This is a genomic window from Dyadobacter sp., assembly GCF_051859145.1.
In the GTDB taxonomy this organism is placed as follows: domain Bacteria; phylum Bacteroidota; class Bacteroidia; order Cytophagales; family Spirosomataceae; genus Dyadobacter.
Map to the genome: position 1 here is coordinate 1 of NZ_JBHYGF010000490.1, position 22,086 is coordinate 22,086.

Genomic DNA, 22,086 nt, shown 5'->3' on the forward strand with positions numbered 1-22,086 from the left:
GAACAAGATTTCTAAGACTTTTTCCGAACTAGAGCAGCGTTTCGAGCGCGAGCCTTCACCCGAAGAATTGGCGGAAGTTCTTGAAATATCATCTTCGGAGGTGGTAGATACCATGAAAATTTCGGGTCGTCACGTATCAATGGACGCACCGTTTGTTCAGGGTGAGGAAAATAGCCTTCTGGATGTTTTGGAGAATGATCTCGAAGACAAGCCGGATTCAGGGCTTGTAAATGAGTCTTTGCGTAAGGAAGTTCAGAGAGCACTTTGCACATTGACCCAGCGTGAAGCTGACGTGATTGCATTGTACTTCGGTCTGAATGGAGAGCATGCAATGACTTTGGAGGAGATAGGGGAGAAGTTCAATCTTACCCGTGAGCGTGTGCGCCAGATCAAAGAAAAAGCAATCAGAAGGTTACGTCACGTATCAAGAAGCAAAGCGCTTAAAACTTATCTTGGTTAAGCTTTCAATGCATTCATATTGAATAATTATTTAAATAGCCTCCTCAAGAGGCTATTTTCATTTACATATGGCCATTTTACAACCTTTGATTGACATTCCGGCAATTTGCTATGCACACGGAAGCAGGCACGCGGTAGTTTCACCAGGATCAAGAAGCGCCGCATTGACGCTCGCTTTTGCGAGGCACGGCGGTTTTCAGATGCACGTCTGCATGGATGAACGTTCCGCAGCCTTTATTGGACTGGGAATAGCGCAGCAAACAAAGTCAGTGGTAGTTTTAATCTGTACTTCCGGGAGCGCAGCCTATAATTTTGCTCCTGGTGTTGCAGAAGCTTTTTTTCAACAAATTCCGTTGCTTGTACTCACCGCAGATCGACCCAAGGATTGGCTACACCAGTACGACGGACAAACCATCTACCAGAACGAAATATATGGTAAGCATGTAAAACGATCTTTCGAACTTCCGTCTGACTATGGGCATAAGGATGCCGTGTGGGCTATTAACCGGATCGTGAATGAAGCGATTAGCCTGAGCGGGACCAATCCAAATGGGCCGGTGCATATCAATGTTCCGATTCGTGAGCCATTTTATCCCTCAAAGGAGGAAGAATTTGTACAATCAGCAAATATCCGAATCATAAAACAGGAAGTTGCTGATCAGATGATTCCGATTGATCTGTGGAATACCTTACTGGACGAACTTGACTCCGCCAAACGCATTTTGATCGTAGGAGGGCAGCACAATCCGGATCCGGAATTAAGCACAGTACTTGCGCAAATAGCAGAAGAATGGAATGTGCCCGTTGTAGGAGATTGTATCAGCAATCTGTACGGAAGTGAGCTCTTCATTCGCCATCACGATCTCTTCCTGGGTAATGCAGAAGATGAAAATCTTGCACCCGATCTGCTGATTACTTTCGGATTGTCGCTTGTATCAAAAGAATTGAAGCTCTTCCTAAGGAAAAATAGACCTTCACAGCACTGGCACATTGGACAGGATTCTTTTCTAGCCGATCCAATACAATCCCTAACCCGCCAAATACCTGCTGAGCCACTGTACTTCTTCCAAACCTTGTTCGAGAAGATTGACTATCAGCTTTTTGTCGAGAATTCGGACATTCAAAATGATACTGCTTATGGTGCTTTGTGGCAGCAGAAAGAATATGAAATACGCCGCAGGAAGCAGGAATATATTCATAATTTAAGTTCGTTAAATGATCTAACAGCGATAGATTTCATATTTCACGCGATCAATGGCCATTCTCAGCTGCATATAGGTAACAGCATGGCCATAAGATACGCTAATGCATTAGGTGTAGAGAGCAGCCTTGGACTTTATTGCAATAGAGGTACCAGCGGAATCGACGGTTGTGTGAGCACAGCTGTTGGAGCTGCACTTGTGAACAATTTACCTACACTCCTGATTGTCGGCGATGTGAGTTTTCTTTATGATAGAAATGGTCTGCTGATCCAACACCTGCCTGATAATTTGAAGATCGTGGTAGTTAACAATGCAGGAGGTAATATTTTCAGAATGATCGACGGACCTGCCGGTCTGCCTGAACTTGGCGAATACTTCGAGACCAGACATTCATTTACAGCAAAGCGGACTTGCGAGGATTCCAATATTGCATACTTCGAATTGCGTGACATTGCATTAATGCAATCTACCATAGCAGAGTTTCTTGCTTCAAATACCATCAGCTTATTGGAAATCTTTACAGATCCGGAAGAAAATCGCCGAACCTGGAAAGCTTTGAAGTCGAGGCGGGTTTAGGTTACCTACAATACTGGGCCGCAAACTCAGTAGCGAGTGTATCTTTAAGTACAATACCCTGCTTCCAGATCCTGCAAGCTTCGGGCATCTGTTTAAGTTTATAATATGCATTACCTGCGAGCCCGTAGAGCATTTCCACGGGCTCTGCAATTTCAATAGCTTTGGAATAATACTTCAATGCTTCTTCAAATTCGTTCTTTTGCGAATAGTAAATACCCAGGTTACGTAGTGCATACCCATTGCCCGGTATTTTGTCAAGTGAGCGCTCGATCAATGCCTTTCCCTTGTCGGCCAGACCTGTATTCAACAACACATATCCCTTGTTGTTTAATGCATATGCATCATCAGGCTGCCTGTCCAGCACCTTGTCAAAACAAGCCAGAGCTGCATTCCAGTTTTTCTCGCGGGACAGTATCAAACCTAGATTATTGAGTGCCTGAGGATGTGCGGCGTCAAGCGTAAGCGCACTCTCAAAGTCAGCCTTGGCAGCAGGGTAGGACCTCATGCGATAATACAAAGCACCGCGGTTCACATATGCTTCTACGTTACCCTTTTCCAGTGAAATTGTTTTATCGTAGTCGGAGATTGCAGCAACATCATTTCCCTGAGCTGCGAGCACATCTCCTTTAATCAGAAAGTAGCGGGCAGAATCCTTATAGTCTTTTTCGATTGCTTTCAAATACTCTGCTGCATCGGTCAATTTACCCAATTGCAGGGCCGCTTCACTCTTGACGAGATTTGCCTGTACCAGTGTAGGATCAATGCGGGTAGCTTTTGTCAAAACCTCGTAAGCCTCATCCGCCTTTCCCATTTTCAATAAAGTTATTCCTTTATTGAGGTACGCGTCTGAAAAATCTGCATTTTTGGAGATTGCTTCATCATATAGCCTGACCGCTTCGGCATAGTTCTTTTGAGTTAGAGCCTGATTTGCTTTCAGGAAAAAATCAGCAGCATCTTTCTTGTTTTGACTGGTACATTGCAGAAAGAATGTAGCTAAAAGTATTAGTGCTAATACTGATTGAAGCTTAGCAAACGTGTTTTCTGGCTTTTTTAACAACATATGAGGTATATAAAGGAAATTGCAAATCCCGAGTTCAAAATTGGGCTTTATCAGTGGAACAACAAATACATTATTAAAATTGAGTCCGGACTTTTTGAGCAGACTTACAAGATTGACGAATACGAAGTAGAGCGTGCAGAAGAACTTGAGTCAATTTTGGACAAGCTTTTCATGGATTCGGTCAGGTCCAGATTTGATGCGATGCAGGAGGACTTTTTCGCATCACTGAGGCGCAATAATGTAGTATTTTAGCGTACTGTAATCCCGTCAAAACCTGTTCACGTATACGCTTTTAATGTGCTTTTCGTTAGATAGCAAACAATTTCAGGCGGTATTTGTGCGCTCAGGTAATCTTATATAAAGATATGGTCCATCGCATTAAATTCATTCAAAACTCCACCAACTCAGCTTCTATGGTATTAAAACGCAGCGCCTCGGCGTTCGGATTGCTTTTATGTGCAGGCACAACATACGTGTCAGCGCAGAATACATTGACTATAACTGAGCCCGAGGCTCACTTCCGGAACGGTCTGGAATACTACGAAAAGTCGAATTATGTGGCTGCTCGCCAAGAGTTTGGGCAATTCCTGAGCTCACAGAACAAACTGCTGAGCACCAGTGATTATAACAAAGTGACCGCGGAATATTATGTCGCTGTTACTGGACTTTATCTGAACTACCCGGAAGCCGAAATTCAGGTGGACCGATTTGTTAAAAATCATGCGGAACATCCCAAAGCACAGCAGGTTTACGGAGATTTGGGGCGCTATTACTTCAACTCAGGGAATTATGATAAGGCAATAACTTATCTCGAAAAGGCTGTTGAAGCGCCAACCGGTGCGGTAATGAAGACGGAAAGCATGTACCAGCTTGCTATGTCCTACTACAACACGCAACAACCGGATCTTGCATTACCGCTTTTTAATCAGGTTAAAATGGATGCTTCTTTCGCCAATGCAGGAGACGCTTCTTTTTATGCGGGGGTAATTAACTACCAGAAAAATAACTTTGATGTTGCTCTGGAAGATTTCCGTAGGGTTGAAACACATCCTTACTACAAAAACGAGGCACCGAACTGGATTATCTCTTCTCTTTACCAACTAAAAGAGTTTGATCAGCTGACCCAGTACGGAGAAAAGATCCTTGCTCAACAAAGGGGAAATACCAAGCTGGACGATGTTGCTCTTTACGTTGCAGAAGTTTACTACGAAAAAGGTGACTACGCTGCGGCTGTTAAAGCATACGATCGGTACAAGAGAATGAGGGCTGGTACTATGCCACCAGCGGTCGCTCTCCATTATGGCCATTCGCAGTTCAGAACCAACAACTACGAGGCGACGATAACTACTTTAAAGCCGGTAAGTTCGGGCAAGGATTCTGTTTCGCAGTACTCCTCATATCTCTTAGGAATCAGCTACTTAAAGACGAATTCCTTAAGTAATGCTTTAACAGCCTTCGGGAATGCAGCTGGGTTAGATCACAATGAGATTGTTAAAGAAGAAGCTTCTTATAACCACGCGAAAGTGCAGCTTGAAACAGGCAACAATGCAGAAGCAGTTAAAGAGTTCACCAACTTTCTTACTAAATTTTCAAACAGCAAGCATAGGGAGGAAACTACTGAGCTGATCGCAGAAGGTTATGCAAATGCGAGCAACAGCCAGGGGGCTATTAAATACATTGAAGGCTTATCTTCCCGCAATGCTAAAATCAATGGTACCTATCAGAGGCTTACCTTCAACCAGGGCGTCATCGATTTTAATCAGGAAAAGTTTGATCAGGCAATAGCCATGTTTGATAAATCCCTGAAAGTGCCCATTGATCCCGAGATTTCTAATTCTGCATTGTTTTACAAAGCGGAGTCAGTATATGCATTGAAAAGAGTAGATGAAGCTGCTTCCCTCTACACGCAGATCTCCAAGAATCCGAAGGCCGGTATTTATGCCCGAAAGAGTCTGTATGCATTGGGATACATTTACTATAATCAGAAAAAATATAGCCAGGCGCTGCCCTACTTTAAAGAGTTCACATCCAATATCGAGGGAATGGATGTGCAGATGATTGAAGATGCGCATTCAAGGCTGGCGGATTGCTACCTGGCCGCGAAGAACTACAATGAGGCGATACGCACTTATGAGCAGGTTGCGTCTAAGGGAAAGGTCGATAAGGATTACGCGATGTTCCAGAAGGGACGGGCTTATGTATATATGAACCGCGAAGCTGAGGCACGCAGGCAATTTGAACTGCTGATCAGCCAATATCCTTCATCTCGTTACCTGGATGATGCGTACTTCCAGATGGCCGATATTGATTTTCAAAATCAGAGTTACTCTGCTGCTGTGAAAGGTTTCACGCGCATGATCAATGAGCAGCCTAAAAGTTTGATGATTCCTGCTGCATTGCTGCGCCGGGCTCAGTCTTACTATAATCTGCAGGTATACGAACAAGCAATCGTTGATTTCCGTAAGATCCTGACCGAACATCCGGAGTCTCCTTCTGCAAGCAGTGCTCTGGAAGGTATTCAGGAAAGTTATACCGCAGTGGGCAGACCTGAGGAGTTTACACAGGTACTTGGAGTGGTCAGGAAAAATAATCCAGGTAATGAGAAGCTCGAAGAAGTTGAGTTCGACAACGTGCGTAACCTGTACTATGCAGAGAAGTACGACAATGCGATTCAAGCTCTCAAAGGATTTCTGTCAAGCTACCCGGCCAGCAAGCACAAGTTTGATGCGAACTACTTTATCGCTTCGTCTTATGATAAACTAGGCCAGGTAAATGAGGCGCTACAAGGATACAGACAAGTGGTTCAGGATAATAAATCAACTTTTGTGGCTGTTTCAGCCCAGCGTTCGGCTGAATTGGAAATTGGACGAGGTAACTATAATAATGCAGTAACCAATTTCAGAATCCTGTTACGGAACTCGGAAAACAAAAAAGAGCAGACGCAGGCCTGGATCGGTCTAATGGATACCTATTATACCTTGAAAAGCTACGATTCTACCCTTTATTATGCCAAAGAGGTCATCAACGTAGGAAATGTAGTTCCTGGTGGACTAGGCAAGGCGCAGCTTTATTTGGGTAAAGTTCCGTACGAGAAAGGTGATCTGACAAAGGCAGCAGAGGAGTTTCGTAAAATTGCCAAATCCTCAAAAGATGAATTTGGCGCAGAGGCAAGCTACTGGGGAGCAATGATCCTTTACAAGGAGAAGAAATACAAGGAGGCTGAGACTGCCATTATTGAAATGGGTAAGTCCTTTGAAGGTTACGATTACTGGCGTGCACGTTCATTCATCCTGCTGGCAGATGTATACGCTGGCTTGAATGAAATTGGTCAGGCAAAAGCTACATTAAACTCTATCATTGAAAATTCAGATGATAAGGAAGCTGTAGAGCTGGCCAAAGAAAAGCTAACCCAAATTGAGAAACTGAAATAGTCCACTCCGGTCGAACAAAAAATATTGGTACAAATGATTAAAACGCAAGCATCGCGAATTGTTATCGCAAGTATAGCTTCGGCTTTCACGTTCTCTCAGGCACTTGCCCAGCGCGGTGAGATCGAAAGTCAGACTTATGAGATTGTAAAAGAAAAGAGCATTGAATTTGCCCCGGCTAACCGGGTATTTGATAAAGTACAACCCGTAAAAGGCGAGACGGGAAAGAAGAAAGTGTCTTACGAGATCATTGATCCGCAGATAAACATTTCTTCTCCTAAACTTACGCCCGCCGTAGCCGCCACGTCTGATCAGAAGGAGAAGGATGAAAAGGATGTGTTAAATAACTACGTGAAATTAGGTGCGGGTAACTATGGCCGTTTTCTCGGAGAAGCTTTTGTAGGTGGTCGCCCCGCAGAGGACCTTGCATTTACGACACAGTTGAAGCATTTGTCAGCGGCAAATGGTCCGGTAGATGGTAAAAATTCCGCTAATGCATCCACAAACATCAAGATTGGTGGAAAGTATATCCGGAGTAAATATAAAATGGACGCCGGTCTGGAATATGATCGCAAGAATTACTACTTCTACGGTTATCAACCGCAGCCGGAAGGAATTGTTGTTGACCGTGACACGATCAGACAAACAGTAAATCAGTTTGGGGTGAACCTCGGGTTCGAAAATACCGATGCTTCTGTACTTGTCGATTATTCTGTTAAAACGAGTCTGAATACACTACGCGACCGGTACAGCGCGTCTGAGCTGGACTGGGGAACAAAGCTGAATGCGTCCGTGCCGATCAGCGAGAGCTTCTATGCATTGCTTGAAGCAGATGCATTCATTTCGCAGCGGGTTGATCAGCTTACCTATAACCGGAACCTGTTCCGGGTGCAGCCTACATTCAAGTATGTGACGGATATTTATTCCGTTTCGGCCGGACTTAACGTTGTTAACGAGACAGACGAGGAGCTGAACATCAACAAGACAAAAGCATTCCCCGCCGTAAACCTGGACGTAACCCCATTTACAGGTTTGCATATCTTCGCCGGCTGGAATGGAGATATTGTTAGAAATACTTTAAGAAGTATGCTGGCGGAAAATCAATGGCTTGGTCCGAACGTGCTGATTGTAAATACGGAGAAAACATCTGAGATAAGCGCCGGCGTGAAAGGTGAAGTGAGCGGTGGCTTGAACTATGAAGGTAAAGTGGCGTATACCAGCTATCGGAACTTCTACAACTTTAACAACTCACTGGCGGATACTTCCAGGTTCTCGATCATTTATGACCCGGGAAAAACAAAGGTGCTGACGATTTCGGCACAGGCAGGTTACAATTTCAATGATGTATTCAAAACCTCTTTGAAAGCTAACTTTTTCGACTATGCTATGTCGTCGAAAGTGGAGGATGCGTGGCACCGGCCTGATCTTACTGTAAACTGGTTCAATGCGCTAACAATAAGTAAAAAGCTGTTTGTAACCTCTGATTTTTATGTTTTGAGGGGTTTAAAAGCGAAAAATTTTCAAAGTGGCGTCGTGACCAAATTGCCGGTAATTGCTGATCTGAATTTCAAGATTGACTACCTGTTAACCAAGAACTTCTCTGCTTTTGTGGCACTCAACAATGTGTTGGGTAAGCAGTACCAGCGTTATCAATACTACCCTCAGCAGGGGCTGAACTTTATTGGAGGATTGTCATTTTCTTTTTAACTTCGTCGGGTTAACTCCAAAAAGAGCTTCATGATCGCAGTTGAAACGGTATTAAGAAAACTTATCAGCGAATACGAATTTGTAATCATACCTGGTTTCGGTGCGCTCTTGTCGCATCACATTGCGGCTGCTTACGATAGCAATTCGGGCTTCTTTTCGCCTCCGGCGAAGAAGCTTGCGTTTAATGAGTACCTTAAACTGGATGACGGTTTACTTGCCAATTACATCTCGCGGCAGGAAAAGTGCACCCACTCGGAGGCAGTAGATTACGTTAAAGCTTATACCGACAAATTACGTCAGGAGCTCGACACGAATGGACAGGCTGTCATCGCAGGTGTTGGAGAGTTTGGAAAGAATGTGGAAGGTAAGCTTGTATTTGAGCCGAAAACGGAAAAGTACTTTAAAGATGAATGGTACGGTTTCGAGAAAGTTAAAGTAAAGCACTTTAACAAGCAGGTTGCGGCGAAAACAGTACCGCAGTCATTTGCCACAGAAAATGAAGTCGAAGTAATCGAGTTCGAGGACGAAAAGGTTAAATCAATCAATTGGAGACCCTGGGCTGCGGCGGCGGTGGTAACCTTGCTTTGCGGGCTCAGCTTTTTCTTCGTTAATTCCCAGAACTCGGATATTCAAAGTACATTAAATCCGTTCAAGGAGATGTTTTCCAGGAGCGAGGTGCCACAGGAGCAGCAATCAGTTGTTGAAGAGCCTACTCCTGCAGCAAATAATGAGACTGTCGTTGTTGAAGAAGATTCAAGTAAGCCGGAAGTAGCAAACATTGCACCAGCCAAAGTTGATTCGTCCACTGCCGCGTCGGTCTCACCTGCGCCTGTCGAGGTTGTTAAAAATACATCATCGAAATTCTACGTGATCGCGGGCGCATTCAAAGGTTCAAAACAGGCGAATGTATTGCTGGCTGACTTGCGTGAGAAGGGATTTGAAGATGCATTGATTATACCAGGAAACAGATCCAGCACCAAGGTGAAAGTTGCTATCGACAGCTTTGACACTGAAAAGGAAGCGTACCGCGCATCCGTTCGGCTGAAATCCATTATAGGTCAGGAAGGCTGGGTCTTTAAGCCTAAAACAAACAAATAAATGAAAAAGGAAGCTTCTGGCTTCCTTTTTTGTTGCATACGAATTTTCCTAAATTTACGTTTTCGAGGAAATAACAATTAGCGTCAATGATTACATTACAAGCGGAGGATCGTCAGAGAATTGCGGTTTCATGGGCCTGGTCCTTTGGGATAACCGCAGCCATGCTGGGCTTATTCTTCTTTATCCGGCTGAACAGTTCCTTGCCCAAGGTGGAGCCAATGGAGCTGTTTGTAGAAGTAAACTACGGTACCGATAAGGTTGGGAAAGGCGATATACAAACCTTCAATAAACCAAATGACAGCAAGGTAGCGCAGAATATGCGTGCTGATGCAGACGAGGTCAAGAAGGTAAAGTCGGTAGCTACTCCAAAGCCGACGCCACCGACTCCTCCTAAAATTGAGTCACCAAAGCCAACGAAAACGGTCGCAGAGAAGCCTGTGATTGCATCCAAGGTAGAGAGCCCGGTAGAAGCGCCGGAGAAGACTGACGTTAAGAAATCAAGCGGAAGTGAAAATTCATCTGCTCCTGCTGCCAAGCCGACTCCCGAGAAGGCGATTAACAGGGATGCATTGTTTTCAAAATCTTCCGGAAGCAAATCAGGAAGTAATGGTACCAATGGAACGCAGAGCGGGGTTGGAGGAAATAACAATGGAGACGATGCCGACGGTGTTGGAGACAAAGGTTCGAAAAGTGGAAGTTTGTTTGCCAAGACCTATAAAGGTGAAGGCGGCGGAGGTGGCACGGCGGTAGGTCTGAACCTATCAGGCTGGGGGTGGGCCAGAAGACCCGTTGTAGACGATAATTCGGATGCTACCGGAGATATTACCTTCAAGATTACCGTTGATAAAAACGGCAGGGTTAAGAATATTGTAACTGCGAGCACGACGGTTACCGATTATTCCGTGGTAAACAAGTACAAAAACGCGGTTAGAGATCTTACGTTTATCCCAAAATCGTCTAACGTTCCTGACGAATCTGTCGGCACGATCACATTCAAAATCCGTTCGAGGTAATAAGTAATGGACTATCAGGAGACGCTGGACTTTCTTTACAGCAAACTACCGGTTTTTCAGAATATTGGGGCCCGTGCTTTTAAGCCGGGCCTTCGTACTACTCAGGAGCTCTGTAAATCGCTGGGTGATCCGCAAACTAAGTATCCAACTATTCATGTAGGAGGTACCAACGGTAAAGGCAGTACATCGCATATGCTTGCAGCAGTGCTGCAACAAGCAGGATACAAGGTCGGCTTGTATACTTCTCCTCATCTGAAAGATTTCAGAGAAAGAATCAGAATAAATGGAGAATGCGTCACCGAGCAATTTGTGATTCGATTTACCGATGACATAAAATCTAACATCGATAGATTATGTCCTTCTTTCTTCGAAGTTACCGTAGCAATGGCATTTTCCTATTTCGCAGAGCAACATGTAGATGTTGCCGTGATTGAAGTGGGAATGGGCGGCCGGCTCGATTCTACGAACATTATTACGCCGGTTGTATCAGTAATCACCAATGTAAGTCTTGATCACACACAATATCTCGGGAGTACACTTGCAGCAATCGCTGGTGAAAAGGCGGGCATTATCAAGAACAACGTGCCTGTCGTGATCAGCGAGTTCCAGGAAGACGGCGTAAGTGATGTTTTTATTAATCGAGCCGATGCTTTGCAAGCGCCTCTTTACTTTGGAGAGAGAGAATTTGTTGTTGAAAAATCAGAACTGGCTGGCGGCAAACTGCATGTAAGACTGAAGAGTGCTGATGAAGGTGCTTCACAATGCCTGCGTTTAGACCTGACCGGCTCTTATCAGATCAAAAACCTGGCCGGAGTTTTGACTACGTTGAGGGTTTTAAATGCCAAAGGTTTTTCCATTAGTCAGGAAGCGATTTCGTCTGCATTAAGCGCTGTGGTCAGGCTGACGGGACTTAAAGGACGCTGGCAGCAACTTGGAACGGAGCCGAGCGTTTTCTGCGATACTGCCCACAATATCGGCGGACTGGAAAACACGATAAGGCAATTTCAGTCGCTTCCACACGCTAAAATTCGCTTTGTGATTGGCTTTGTAAAAGACAAAGACATTTCCGCAATGCTGGCACTTTTCCCTAAGAAAGCTACATATTACTTCTGTGCACCCTCGAATTTGCGGGCATTAAATGCAGCGGAATTAAAAGAAACAGCTGCGAGCTTCGGGTTAATAGGTAATTATTATAGCGATGTGAACGAAGCATTGAAGGCAGCATTACAAGCTTCCTCAAAAGAAGATATTATTTATGTTGGAGGCAGCACTTTCGTGGTCGCCGACCTGGATCAATTATAGTTGAAATAAAATGACAAGAAGGAAATTATATCATTACAATTTTAGTGCGCAGGCCGATAATGTAATTGAAGCAGGAAAACCGCTTTATCAGGAGATAAAAGGTAATTGGAACAAACTTTACTTTAATAATGAAAACCCGATCGTCGTCGAGCTGGCCTGTGGAAAGGGCGAGTATACGGTAGGACTTGGAATTAAATTCCCCGAGAAAAACTTCATCGGAATGGACATTAAAGGTGACCGGATTGCAAGAGGAAGTGCAATGGCCACAGAATTAAATCTTAGGAATGTGGCTTTTCTCCGCGGCGGAATTCAGTATTCGCATGAATTCTTTGAAGAAAATGAACTAAGCGAGATCTGGTTGATCCACCCGGATCCGCAGGTCCGCGAGAGAGATGAGCCTAAAAGATTAACCAACCCGGATTTTCTGGAAAAATACGCCGGCTTTATCAAGCCTGGCGGATTGTTTTGCCTGAAAACAGACAGCACTTTCCTGTATGAATACAGTTTGGAAACATTGAAGAATTCGCCCAGGTATGAAATTCTGGAACATACCGACGATTTGTATCAATCCACTTTGCTGGATGATCATCACGGAGTAAAGACGCACTACGAGACGATCTTCACAGGCAAAGGTTACACGATCAAATACATTAAAGCCATTCTATTATAATAAAAAGGCCCGTTGGAAATGTTCCAGCGGGCCTTTTCGCTTGTTATTTGATCAGGACTATTTGTTGATCAATCCTGCGAAGTATTTAACTGTTCTTACCAGCTGAGAAACGTAGGACATTTCATTGTCGTACCATGAAACAGTTCTTACGAGCTGTGTATCGCCCACTTTCTGAACTCTTGTTTGAGTCGCATCGAAAAGTGAACCATAGGTAATTCCGATGATATCGCTGCTCACGATTTCATCTTCTGTGTATCCGTAGCTTTCGTTTGCTGCCGCTTTCATAGCTGCATTCACTTCTTCAACGCTTGTTTCTTTACCAAGAACGACTGTCAATTCGGTTAAAGAACCTGTGAGTGTAGGAACACGTTGTGCGGAACCGTCGAGTTTGCCTTTCAATGAAGGTAGTACAAGACCGATCGCTTTTGCTGCACCTGTGCTGTTTGGAACGATGTTCTGTGCAGCAGCTCTCGCTCTTCTCAAATCTCCTTTTGGATGTGGTGCATCCTGCGTATTCTGGTCGTTAGTGTAAGCGTGGATTGTTGTCATCAAACCATTAACGATACCAAATTTCTCTTCCAAAACCTGCGCCATCGGAGCAAGACAGTTGGTTGTACAAGAAGCGCCGCTGATGATGGTTTCAGAACCGTCAAGAATATCGTGGTTTACATTGAAAACGATTGTTTTCAGGTCACCTGTTGCAGGAGCTGAGATAACAACTTTTTTAGCGCCAGCTTTGATGTGAGCGCTTGCTGATTCCTGGCTGGTGAAGAAACCGGTACATTCAAGAACTACGTCAACATCGTGTGATGCCCAGGGAATTTGAGCAGGGTCACGTTGTGCGTAGATCACGATGTTTTCACCGTTAACAACTACTGAGTTATCTGTTGATTTAACTTCTGCGTCAAACCGTCCTTGTGCTGTATCGTATTTAAGTAGATGTGCTAGAACCTTTGGGCTGGTAAGGTCATTTATGGCGACAATTTCGATACCCTCCATATTGTAGATCTGGCGGTATACGAGGCGACCGATTCGGCCAAAACCATTGATTGCGACTTTAACTGTAGACATATCTTATTTGATTGGTTAATTATGGGCAAAAATACGAAAATCAGCGTGTATTTAAAGAATAAGGCTGAAAATTGAGGTTAAATATGGATTAAGGCTAATTTAATAAAGAACTCGTTAGTTATTTAAATTAGTAAGATCGGTGGTTTTTACCAATTCTATTAGTAATTTCGTTATCAATTTTACTAATTTTAATAGTAGTTATTTATTTTGTTCTTATCTTGTAATGTTTACTTTTGTTAAAATATACACTTAGGCGAACACTTGTCTGTTTATGTGCTATAACGAGCCTGCAACAGGAATATTTAATATGGCAAATGCAGGCCAACGAAATTACGTTTCTGATTATAAGTGCTTAATTATCAATACATTTATTATATTTTATTAATCTATTAGTTTAACATGACAGTTGCTGAGACTATTGAGAATTACTGGCAGAACAGGGAACTTCTAAAAGAAGAAAGCGCGAAGAATTTCATTAAAGATCTGATCGAAGAAGTTGACAAGGGTAGGCTTCGGGTAGCTGAGCCGCAAGCTGATGGTACATGGGTAGTAAACCAGGCGCTAAAAAAAGCGATTATCCTTTACTTCCCAATCCAACAAATGCAGACAACAGAATTGGGAATATTCGAGTACCATGATAAAATGAAATTGAAGACCGGCTATGAGCAACTCGGAGTTCGCGTGGTTCCACCGGCTGTTGCTCGTTATGGAGCATACATTTCAAAAGGTGTTGTGCTCATGCCATCATACGTCAACATTGGCGCATATATAGATGAAGGCACAATGGTCGACACCTGGGCGACTGTGGGAAGCTGCGCGCAGATCGGCAAAAATGTTCACCTCAGCGGTGGCGTTGGAATAGGAGGGGTACTGGAACCTGTACAAGCTTCACCGGTCATTATTGAAGATGGGGCGTTTATCGGCTCGCGCTGTATTGTGGTAGAAGGCGCACACGTGGGTAAAAGGGCAGTATTGGGTGCTGGTGTGACAATTACCGGCAGCTCGAAGATCATCGACGTAACAGGAAGCGAACCCGTTGAATACAAAGGATTTGTTCCAGAGGACTCGGTTGTAATTCCCGGAACATTGCCGAAAGAGTTCGCAGCAGGTACCTATCACGTTCCATGTGCATTGATCATTGGAAAGAGAAAGGCCAGCACGGATTTGAAAACCTCACTTAATGATGCATTAAGAGAGAATCAGGTAGCTATCTAACTGAGATTCCTTATATCTTATGAATACGGCGCCGGCAATGGTGCCGTATTTTTTTGTGTTTACACCTCTACAAACCTGAAAGTCGATCAGATCATTAATTTCACACTCATTTACATTTGTACATTTAAATAGTTTACAGTAATAAATAATGTTGGTTACAATTATAAATCAAACAAAATTCAGAGGATTGATGATTGTGAATTACATTTGTAAGAATTCCAATGTAGACGATTTTACAAATGACACTAAGCGATAAGATCAAGCAAATACTTGCTGATAAGGCACTCTCGCCCTCCATTTTTGCGGATGAAATCGGGGTACAGCGTTCCAGCATGTCGCACATTCTAGCCGGGCGCAATAAACCCAGTTTAGAAATGGTACAGAAGATTGTTAAACGGTATCCCGATTTGGGACTAGATTGGATTCTCGATGAAAATGAGCTGCCACAATCAAAGCCTGAACAACCTTCATCGACGATAAAGAAAGAAGCTCCTGTTGCAGCACAGCCGCAGGAAAAACCGGTGGAAGCACCTAAGCCGATAGCTCCTGTACCTGAAAAACGGGTGGATCGAATGATAATCTTCTACACAGACGGGACATACAAGGAATTTCAGGAGAAGTAAGTCAGTTGCCTGCTTTCATTTTAGTAACAGCACAGTACCTTCTACTTCCTGGTCAAAAGTCTTGATTACATAAGGATAGCTGCCGGCCGGCGCGGCGCCGCCTTTGTACTGACCGTTCCAGGGCGTTTCATAGCCTTTTGACAAGTGAATCACCTCGCCCCATCTGTTGTAAATGCGTACCTCAACAATCTGGTCACGCGCATTCTTTATTTCAAAAGTATCGTTGTGACCGTCACCATCAGGCGAGAATGCAGTTGGAATGTACATTTGTTCGATTACATTAATGTACGTACTGGCCTGGTAAGTACAGCCGGAAGCGCTGGTTACAGTTACGGTGTAGGTTGTATCTACAAGCGGCGAAACAATGGCTATCTCGTCGCTGTTTGCTGAGCGCATTTCGTAAGCCGGTCCCCACTCGAAAGTAGCGTCAGGCTGCGGTGGCGAGATAATGGGGCGCAGGTTTGACTTTGAACCTTTCGTCATCATTTTGGAAGCCGGCATTGTCACTTTGATTTCCTCCTGGGCGACCATCATCGTATCGCTGCCCCGACAGCCTTCAATCCCATTCGTTATCTCAACAGAATAGCTACCCGGCTCCGATATCTCAATGGTTGCATTGGTTCCGGCAAGAGGCGCATTTCCTTTTCTCCACATAAGCACCTGATCAGCGGCCACACTACCGCCATTTGCATACATCATAATGGAAGAACCTTTACAGAAAGATGGCGCGTCGGTCGTGAGTTTGGCTTCAATCGGAGCAGCGTAACGAACCCTGACTGCAAGCGAGCTGGTGTCCCTGGAACAAATGCGGGTGTAGCTTTTCACAACAGTGTAGTTACCTGAATCCTTCACCATCATGCTCGAACCGGTAGCGCCCGGGATATTGAGCCCATTCAGCTGCCATTGGTAAGACCAATCTGCCGAGCTTTCGGTTCTCAGTTCGATCGGCCCGTCTGGACAGAACAGGACTTCTTCCACAGGAGCGGATCCCATCGTGATCACAGGCGGCGTGGGCAAATCATTGTTACAGTCGATCACCAACAGCTGAAAATCTCTTCTTACCAGACCTATCCTTTTGCCGTTTCTGTACTCTTCGCATTGAATTGCAAAAACGTACAGGCCGGTCCGGTTGGCGGTCACTGTTAACTTACCTGCATTGTCGATGTGCAGCGGCTGCGGGCCGGGAATCACATTGGAAAGCGAAATACCGTCGACCCAGGTTACAGGCGGGTAGGGGCTCCTTGCCGCCGCATTTCCGAAAGGTGAATTCCCGGTGGTAGCGCCGCGCCAGGGTACTACCAACGAATACCGGAGCTCGTCACCTTCTTTGTCTGTGGCGCTCATATTCATACTGAATGGCGCATTGGCGCAAATGTATTGCCCGTTCGGCTCGACGAACGCGGGGGCGGAGTTGGAGATTTGCAAGGGCGGAAATTCGAGATAAAACACCATACCGTTATCTCCCGGCCCCACTATATTATTGATATCGCCATTTCTGCAACAGCGTTCCCACGCAATATAGTAGCCTTCTTCGTCACTATACTGGCTTGGATCAAGGGTTATCTGACCACTATAAACGCCCACACTTGTATTAAGCGATCTGCTGCTTGCGCAGGCTTTGTTCTGATAGGCAATCGGGCTGGTAGATTGGAGTCGCACTTTAAGACTGGCCATAAGGCGGTTTGTGCGCTTTTCGTAGAAGTAAATATCTGCCGATTCGTCCCGGTTACCCCCAGTTGTTGCGGTGGGAATAACAAGATTGTTACTGTCCCAAAACTGGATCAGCCGGATCTGATAGGTACTGGTACTTCCAACCCGCAGCATCTGCAACTCCCCACCGACAATGTGATTGGCCTGAACTAACGATGTTAGCCCGAGTAGCAGTGTTAATATCAACCCAAATAGTGGTAGAGTTCGTCCCATACGCCTTAATTTCCAACAGTTACCTTTCCTTAAAGTTAGTCAGTACCAGGAATATACTGCACTAGCCGAGACGGTATTTCAAGGTCAAATTATATTAATTGTTCCTTTCATACACTTTTTGGTTTTTACCGGACAGAACAGGACAGTGACCGGTACTATTCGGGATACTATTGCAGAATTAAAGCACAATTCGAATCAAAAATTGCATTTATTAAGTACAATCCACCTTCATCATAACCCACTGTTTTTACTCCGGCCACTGCGGGGCATTAACAGGTTTTCCTTTTTCATTATCCACTAAACCTTCTTTTTCTATGTTCCAAAGCATTCACAAATGCATTCGTGTCCAAACAAATCCAACAGTTCAACTAACCCAATCCTAAACTATGCATCTACCTCGACTATTGAATCGTGACACCTGCCTGAAAGTGCTTCCGAGAGTACTGTTGCCGCAAGTGTTCATGGGTATCCTGTTTACCGGTGTGACAAACGCAGAAATCAATGCACATACCGGACTAAACCCTGGAATTCACGCGACTGCGGACAGAACGATCACGGGCAAAGTAAGTGATGAGAAAGGCCTCTCGCTCCCTGGCGTAAGTGTGATTATCAAAGGATCCAGCTCAGGAACTGTCTCCGACGCTGACGGCCGCTACTCGCTCAATGTACCCGAAACGGGCAATAGCGTATTGGTTTTCTCTTTTGTAGGCTACCTGACGAAAGATGTTACAGTGGGAAATCAAAGTGCGATTGATGTAGAACTGGCAGTTGACACCAAAGCATTGGAAGAAGTGGTAGTGGTCGGCTACGGTACCCAGCGCAAGCGCGACATTACTTCTGCACTCTCGGTGATCAATATCCAGGACATTGGTGAAGTTCCCAAATCCAATGTGACCAGGATGATTCAGGGACAGGCCCCGGGTGTGATTATCAAGCAAAAAAGCGGTACACCTGGTCAGCAGTTCGAGGTTAAAGTACGTGGTATCAGCTCACTCGGAGCTGGCAGTGATCCATTGTACGTGATCGACGGTTTCCCGGTGGGTATCTCAGCCGGACAAAACCTCAACCCGAATGACATTGAAACGATCTCCGTTTTAAAGGATGCTGCGTCTACCGCCATTTATGGTGCGCGAGGTTCAAATGGTGTGGTATTGATTACAACCAAGTCAGCTAAGGAAGGAAAAACTTCTCTTAATATTTCCGTTGATTATGGTGTGCAGAATGTGCCTGAATCGCGCAAGACCAAGGTGTTAAACGGACAGGACTTTGCGCAGTTCAAAAAGGAGGTTTTTGAAGGTAGATTTTTGCTAGCCAACAAGCGGAACCCAACCATAGAAGAAATCCCGATGGACTTCCGCTATCCTGAACAAACCAAGTATTCAACCAATTGGTTTGATCTGATCCTGCATAACAATGCACCTTACACCGACGTGAACGTAACACTTTCGTCCGGCTCTGGCCCGATCAAGTCGGTCATTTCAGCGGGTTATTACAAAGAAGCAGGCGCATTGAAGTACACGGATTACGACCGCGCCTCTATCCGTACCAACCTGATGGGAAATGTAAATAAGTTTATTACAATGGGCGTAAACATAGCCGGTAGCTATTCCAGGTCCAGCCTGGCAAGTACCGACGGACGTAATGCCCAAGTTGGTCTCACCCTGATCGCCGACCCGCGTTACCCTGCTTACGATGAAAAAGGGGATCTGATCCCTTTCTATAATGGAGTGGGCGATGTATTCGGCTTTCCCAATCCTTTATATATGTTGAAGAATATCAACCGCGACAGGAATATCGCAGATGTGCTTTCCAACGGGTACATAGAGCTGAATATTCTGCCGGGTTTGAAGTTCCGCTCTTCATTGAATGCGAAGATCAATTACAACAGGTACAAAGAATTTGTCCCTTCCACAATTGGTCTGCCAGTGTCAACAGGCAGCAACGGCGCGCCTCCGCGGATCGCCACAGAGCGCGACGATTCGGAAGAATTACGTAACTACGCTGCTGACCAACTGCTGACCTACGATCTCAACATTGGCGAAAATCACCATTTCGACGCACTGCTGGGTTACACTGCTCAACAGGAGACAGTGAAAGGTTTGTACGGAAGCGGTAACACCTTCCCTGATGATCTGGCCCCATTCCTCGGTAATGCGACAATCCGCTCTTCCAATTCCATGGAAAGAACATGGACCATGCTTGCTTACATGGCGCGCGCCAACTATTCATTTAAAGATAAGTACCTGCTTTCGGCTTCGATCCGTCGTGAAGGCAGCTCCCGGTTCAGCGAGGGACACCAGTTTGGTAATTTCCCTGCGGCCTCTGTGGGTTGGAGAATTTCGGAAGAACGTTTCATTCCAAAAGCTGCGTGGCTGACCGATCTGAAACTCCGCGCCAGCTGGGGTATGACAGGTAACAACAGCTATGCAGTGAGCGCCAATAACAACTTTGGTGTGGGACAGAATTCCGGCGACGATGGTAACTACGCTAGTCTTGCATTCCTTGGGATTAACAACTACGTACTGGGCAACTCCCTTGCTTCCGGTAAAACTGTGACGCGCTTTGCCAACTCGCAGCTTTCGTGGGAGAAATCAAACCAGCTGAATGTAGGAATGGACCTTGCCACATTTAACAACAAACTGGTATTTACATTAGAATACTATAAAAAGATCACCGATGATATGCTGCTTGGTTACAGCATTCCGGCGGTATCCGGCTTTACTTCTACCTTGAAAAACCTGGGTAAAGTTCAAAACCAGGGCTTTGAGTTTGCTGCCAATTACCGGATCAAAGTGGGACAGGTTAACCTTCGTACCAATGCCAACCTGACCATTAACCGCAACAAGGTACTTGCGATCAGAGGACAGAACGACTTCATTTTACAGGGAAGCCAGTATGGCGGTTATAACATCCAGCAGGTTGGACAACCGATCGGTATGATCTTCGGTTACCGCAAGCTGGGTATCTTCAATACGCAGGATGAGATCAACAAAGCGCCATTGCAGGAAGGTGCTGTGCCAGGTGCTATGAAATTCGCCGACTTGCACGGTGCACCCGACGGCGGTCCTGACGGGATTGTTTCTTACGATACCAAGGATATGACGATTATCGGAAACCCGAATCCCAAGTTCAACTGGGCGTGGACTGTCAATGGAGATTACAAAGGTTTTGATTTCAGTGTGTTGTTAATGGGCGCTTACGATTTTGACATTTACAGAAACATCGAAGCTTCTACCATGAATATGGACGGTGTGTTCAATGTTTTGGAAAAAGCAAAAGACCGATGGAGATCGCCGCAGAATCCCGGCCCGAATCCGTCAGACAAGCATTCACAAGGTGGTACCGACTACTTTAAATGGTCACGCGAGAGCAGCGAACGTTACGTTTACGACGGTACCCACACCTGGATCAAAAACGTAACAATCGGCTATACCATACCGAGGGTAAAAGGAGTATTGTCCGACGCGCGCATTTTCATCAATGCAGCCAACTTGTTCTTAATCACGAAATATCCTGGAAATAACCCTGATGCCGGCGTGCGCGGCGGGACAGAGCTCAACAACGATGACGAGTCGTATCCTGTTCCAAGAACTTACTCTGCCGGCATAAAAGTGAACTTCTAACAACATTTGTAATGAAAAGCAAAATCATAATCGGAATCATAGCACTCGGGCTCCTGCAATCGTCCTGCAGTGAAGACTTCCTGAACCAGACCGACCCGACGAAAGTGGGAGTGGATGTGTTCTATAAGAATGAAGCACAAGTAAAACAGGCATTGAATGGTGTGTACGGGCAAGTTCAGAACTTGACAAACACGGGCTACCTCTTCGGTGAGTTTTATACGGACAATACCACAATCGACCTGAACCCCTCGGACAGAGGTGGCGCTGGCGGCTGGGAGGCATTCGAGTACGGTACCGTCAACTCGGGCAACGGAGAAATCGCAACGCTTTGGAACAACTACTACACGGCGCTCTACAATCTCAACCTGACGCTTGAAAAAATGGCTGATGCGACGATAGACGAAGGTCCGCGCAAGGAAATCGAGGGTCAGCTGAAATTCCTCAGAGGCTACCTGTACTTCAACCTGGTGCAGTACTTCGGAGATGTGGTGATCGTAACATCTACATTGGCTACCCCTGATCCTGCATTTGACCTGGTAAGGTCGCCACAAGCGGAAGTATGGGCGCAGATCGAAAAAGACCTCAAAGAAGCGGCTGCCTCATTGCCTGTTAAATATGCGAGTGCAGCAGACAAGGGTCGCGTGACAAAAGGGGCCGCATTGAGCCTTTTGGGAAAATCCTATCTCACCCTGAAAAGATATGCCGACGCAGTTACCACTTTGAAGGAAGTGACCACAATGGGCTATGCATTGAATGCCAACTATGCAGATAATTTTGACCCGGCGCCTGCCAAGAAGAATGGGGTTGAGTCCATTTTTGAGATACAGTACCAGGGAGATAATGACCTCGGCGAATGGAGCAACTTCCAGTATGTGTTTGCTCCAAGGGTATCCAAAGGCGCGATCACAGGCTATGCAGCTGGTGCGAATGGCGGTCGCAATTCTCCGACCAACGATATCATCGAAGCCTACGAAACAGGTGACCTGAGAAAGGATATTTCGCTTAAAACGAGTTTCACGCTTGATGGTAAAGTGTATCCCGTTCCTTATGTATCGAAATACAATTATCCGCATACCATCATCGGTCGTACCAATACCAACTGGCCGGTAATACGCT

General features: G+C 45.3%; 16 protein-coding genes. 13 read left to right on the forward strand and 3 right to left on the reverse strand.

Going from position 1 to position 22,086, the window contains the following annotated elements:
• Together ACTIE6_RS22535 and menD are read left to right on the forward strand one after the other, a co-directional pair.
• Positions 1 to 460 (forward strand): sigma-70 family RNA polymerase sigma factor (locus tag ACTIE6_RS22535; RefSeq protein ID WP_439558773.1); only part of this gene is annotated, 460 nt, incomplete at its 5' end.
• A gap of 67 nt (positions 461 to 527) precedes the next feature.
• Complete coding sequence (gene menD, locus ACTIE6_RS22540) at positions 528 to 2,237, forward strand: 2-succinyl-5-enolpyruvyl-6-hydroxy-3-cyclohexene-1-carboxylic-acid synthase (RefSeq protein ID WP_439558774.1); 1,710 nt, start codon at positions 528 to 530, stop codon at positions 2,235 to 2,237.
• Between the two features lies 1 nt (position 2,238).
• Here the strand turns inward: menD and ACTIE6_RS22545 are convergent, their stop codons facing one another.
• On the reverse strand, positions 2,239 to 3,297 hold the full coding sequence (locus ACTIE6_RS22545; protein ID WP_439558775.1) for a tetratricopeptide repeat protein: 1,059 nt from the start codon (positions 3,295 to 3,297) through the stop codon (positions 2,239 to 2,241).
• Between ACTIE6_RS22545 and ACTIE6_RS22550 the strand changes: the two genes are divergently transcribed.
• From ACTIE6_RS22550 to trmB, 7 genes are all read left to right on the forward strand, one after another.
• On the forward strand, positions 3,298 to 3,549 hold the full coding sequence (locus ACTIE6_RS22550) for a hypothetical protein (protein ID WP_439558776.1): 252 nt from the start codon (positions 3,298 to 3,300) through the stop codon (positions 3,547 to 3,549). It abuts the gene before it with no gap.
• A gap of 161 nt (positions 3,550 to 3,710) precedes the next feature.
• On the forward strand, positions 3,711 to 6,728 hold the full coding sequence (locus ACTIE6_RS22555) for a tetratricopeptide repeat protein (RefSeq protein WP_439558777.1): 3,018 nt from the start codon (positions 3,711 to 3,713) through the stop codon (positions 6,726 to 6,728).
• Between the two features lie 33 nt (positions 6,729 to 6,761).
• Complete coding sequence (locus ACTIE6_RS22560) at positions 6,762 to 8,432, forward strand: TonB-dependent receptor (protein ID WP_439558778.1); 1,671 nt, start codon at positions 6,762 to 6,764, stop codon at positions 8,430 to 8,432.
• Between the two features lie 30 nt (positions 8,433 to 8,462).
• Entirely contained in the window at positions 8,463 to 9,530 is a 1,068-nt protein-coding gene (locus ACTIE6_RS22565; RefSeq protein WP_439558779.1) for an SPOR domain-containing protein, read from the forward strand.
• An 86-nt stretch (positions 9,531 to 9,616) separates the two neighbouring features.
• Positions 9,617 to 10,543 carry a hypothetical protein gene (locus ACTIE6_RS22570; protein WP_439558780.1) on the forward strand — a complete coding sequence of 309 codons (927 nt, stop codon included), beginning with the start codon at positions 9,617 to 9,619 and terminating at the stop codon, positions 10,541 to 10,543.
• A gap of 6 nt (positions 10,544 to 10,549) precedes the next feature.
• On the forward strand, positions 10,550 to 11,845 hold the full coding sequence (locus tag ACTIE6_RS22575) for a bifunctional folylpolyglutamate synthase/dihydrofolate synthase (RefSeq protein WP_439558781.1): 1,296 nt from the start codon (positions 10,550 to 10,552) through the stop codon (positions 11,843 to 11,845).
• Positions 11,846 to 11,855: 10 nt separating this feature from the next.
• On the forward strand, positions 11,856 to 12,515 hold the full coding sequence (trmB, locus tag ACTIE6_RS22580; protein WP_439558782.1) for a tRNA (guanosine(46)-N7)-methyltransferase TrmB: 660 nt from the start codon (positions 11,856 to 11,858) through the stop codon (positions 12,513 to 12,515).
• Between the two features lie 57 nt (positions 12,516 to 12,572).
• Here the strand turns inward: trmB and gap are convergent, their stop codons facing one another.
• Positions 12,573 to 13,586, reverse strand: coding sequence for a type I glyceraldehyde-3-phosphate dehydrogenase (gene gap / locus ACTIE6_RS22585; RefSeq protein ID WP_439558783.1), 1,014 nt, complete (start codon positions 13,584 to 13,586; stop codon positions 12,573 to 12,575).
• Between the two features lie 399 nt (positions 13,587 to 13,985).
• Between gap and ACTIE6_RS22590 the strand changes: the two genes are divergently transcribed.
• Positions 13,986 to 14,801 (forward strand): 2,3,4,5-tetrahydropyridine-2,6-dicarboxylate N-succinyltransferase, encoded by an 816-nt coding sequence (locus ACTIE6_RS22590; RefSeq protein ID WP_439558784.1) that lies wholly within the window; start codon positions 13,986 to 13,988, stop codon positions 14,799 to 14,801.
• Positions 14,802 to 15,040: 239 nt separating this feature from the next.
• Entirely contained in the window at positions 15,041 to 15,424 is a 384-nt protein-coding gene (locus ACTIE6_RS22595; RefSeq protein ID WP_439558785.1) for a helix-turn-helix transcriptional regulator, read from the forward strand.
• Positions 15,425 to 15,439: 15 nt separating this feature from the next.
• On the opposite strand, the gene ACTIE6_RS22600 is transcribed toward ACTIE6_RS22595, so the two are convergent.
• Positions 15,440 to 17,347 carry a gliding motility-associated C-terminal domain-containing protein gene (locus tag ACTIE6_RS22600; protein ID WP_439558786.1) on the reverse strand — a complete coding sequence of 636 codons (1,908 nt, stop codon included), beginning with the start codon at positions 17,345 to 17,347 and terminating at the stop codon, positions 15,440 to 15,442.
• A 386-nt stretch (positions 17,348 to 17,733) separates the two neighbouring features.
• Between ACTIE6_RS22600 and ACTIE6_RS22605 the strand changes: the two genes are divergently transcribed.
• Both ACTIE6_RS22605 and ACTIE6_RS22610 read left to right on the forward strand, forming a co-directional pair.
• Positions 17,734 to 20,970 (forward strand): SusC/RagA family TonB-linked outer membrane protein, encoded by a 3,237-nt coding sequence (locus ACTIE6_RS22605; protein WP_439558787.1) that lies wholly within the window; start codon positions 17,734 to 17,736, stop codon positions 20,968 to 20,970.
• A gap of 11 nt (positions 20,971 to 20,981) precedes the next feature.
• Positions 20,982 to 22,086 (forward strand): RagB/SusD family nutrient uptake outer membrane protein (locus ACTIE6_RS22610; RefSeq protein ID WP_439558788.1); only part of this gene is annotated, 1,105 nt, incomplete at its 3' end.

Excerpts from the sequence above, each read along its gene's own strand:
- ACTIE6_RS22545 (WP_439558775.1), bottom strand. The coding sequence starts at position 3,297 with ATGTTGTTAAAAAAGCCAGAAAACACGTTTGCTAAGCTTCAATCAGTA.
- menD (WP_439558774.1), top strand. The coding sequence starts at position 528 with ATGGCCATTTTACAACCTTTGATTGACATTCCGGCAATTTGCTATGCA.
- gap (WP_439558783.1), bottom strand. The coding sequence starts at position 13,586 with ATGTCTACAGTTAAAGTCGCAATCAATGGTTTTGGCCGAATCGGTCGC.
- ACTIE6_RS22560 (WP_439558778.1), top strand. The coding sequence starts at position 6,762 with ATGATTAAAACGCAAGCATCGCGAATTGTTATCGCAAGTATAGCTTCG.
- ACTIE6_RS22570 (WP_439558780.1), top strand. The coding sequence starts at position 9,617 with ATGATTACATTACAAGCGGAGGATCGTCAGAGAATTGCGGTTTCATGG.
- ACTIE6_RS22605 (WP_439558787.1), top strand. The coding sequence starts at position 17,734 with ATGCATCTACCTCGACTATTGAATCGTGACACCTGCCTGAAAGTGCTT.
- ACTIE6_RS22550 (WP_439558776.1), top strand. The coding sequence starts at position 3,298 with ATGAGGTATATAAAGGAAATTGCAAATCCCGAGTTCAAAATTGGGCTT.
- ACTIE6_RS22590 (WP_439558784.1), top strand. The coding sequence starts at position 13,986 with ATGACAGTTGCTGAGACTATTGAGAATTACTGGCAGAACAGGGAACTT.
- ACTIE6_RS22575 (WP_439558781.1), top strand. The coding sequence starts at position 10,550 with ATGGACTATCAGGAGACGCTGGACTTTCTTTACAGCAAACTACCGGTT.
- ACTIE6_RS22600 (WP_439558786.1), bottom strand. The coding sequence starts at position 17,347 with ATGGGACGAACTCTACCACTATTTGGGTTGATATTAACACTGCTACTC.
- ACTIE6_RS22595 (WP_439558785.1), top strand. The coding sequence starts at position 15,041 with ATGACACTAAGCGATAAGATCAAGCAAATACTTGCTGATAAGGCACTC.
- trmB (WP_439558782.1), top strand. The coding sequence starts at position 11,856 with ATGACAAGAAGGAAATTATATCATTACAATTTTAGTGCGCAGGCCGAT.
- ACTIE6_RS22555 (WP_439558777.1), top strand. The coding sequence starts at position 3,711 with ATGGTATTAAAACGCAGCGCCTCGGCGTTCGGATTGCTTTTATGTGCA.
- ACTIE6_RS22565 (WP_439558779.1), top strand. The coding sequence starts at position 8,463 with ATGATCGCAGTTGAAACGGTATTAAGAAAACTTATCAGCGAATACGAA.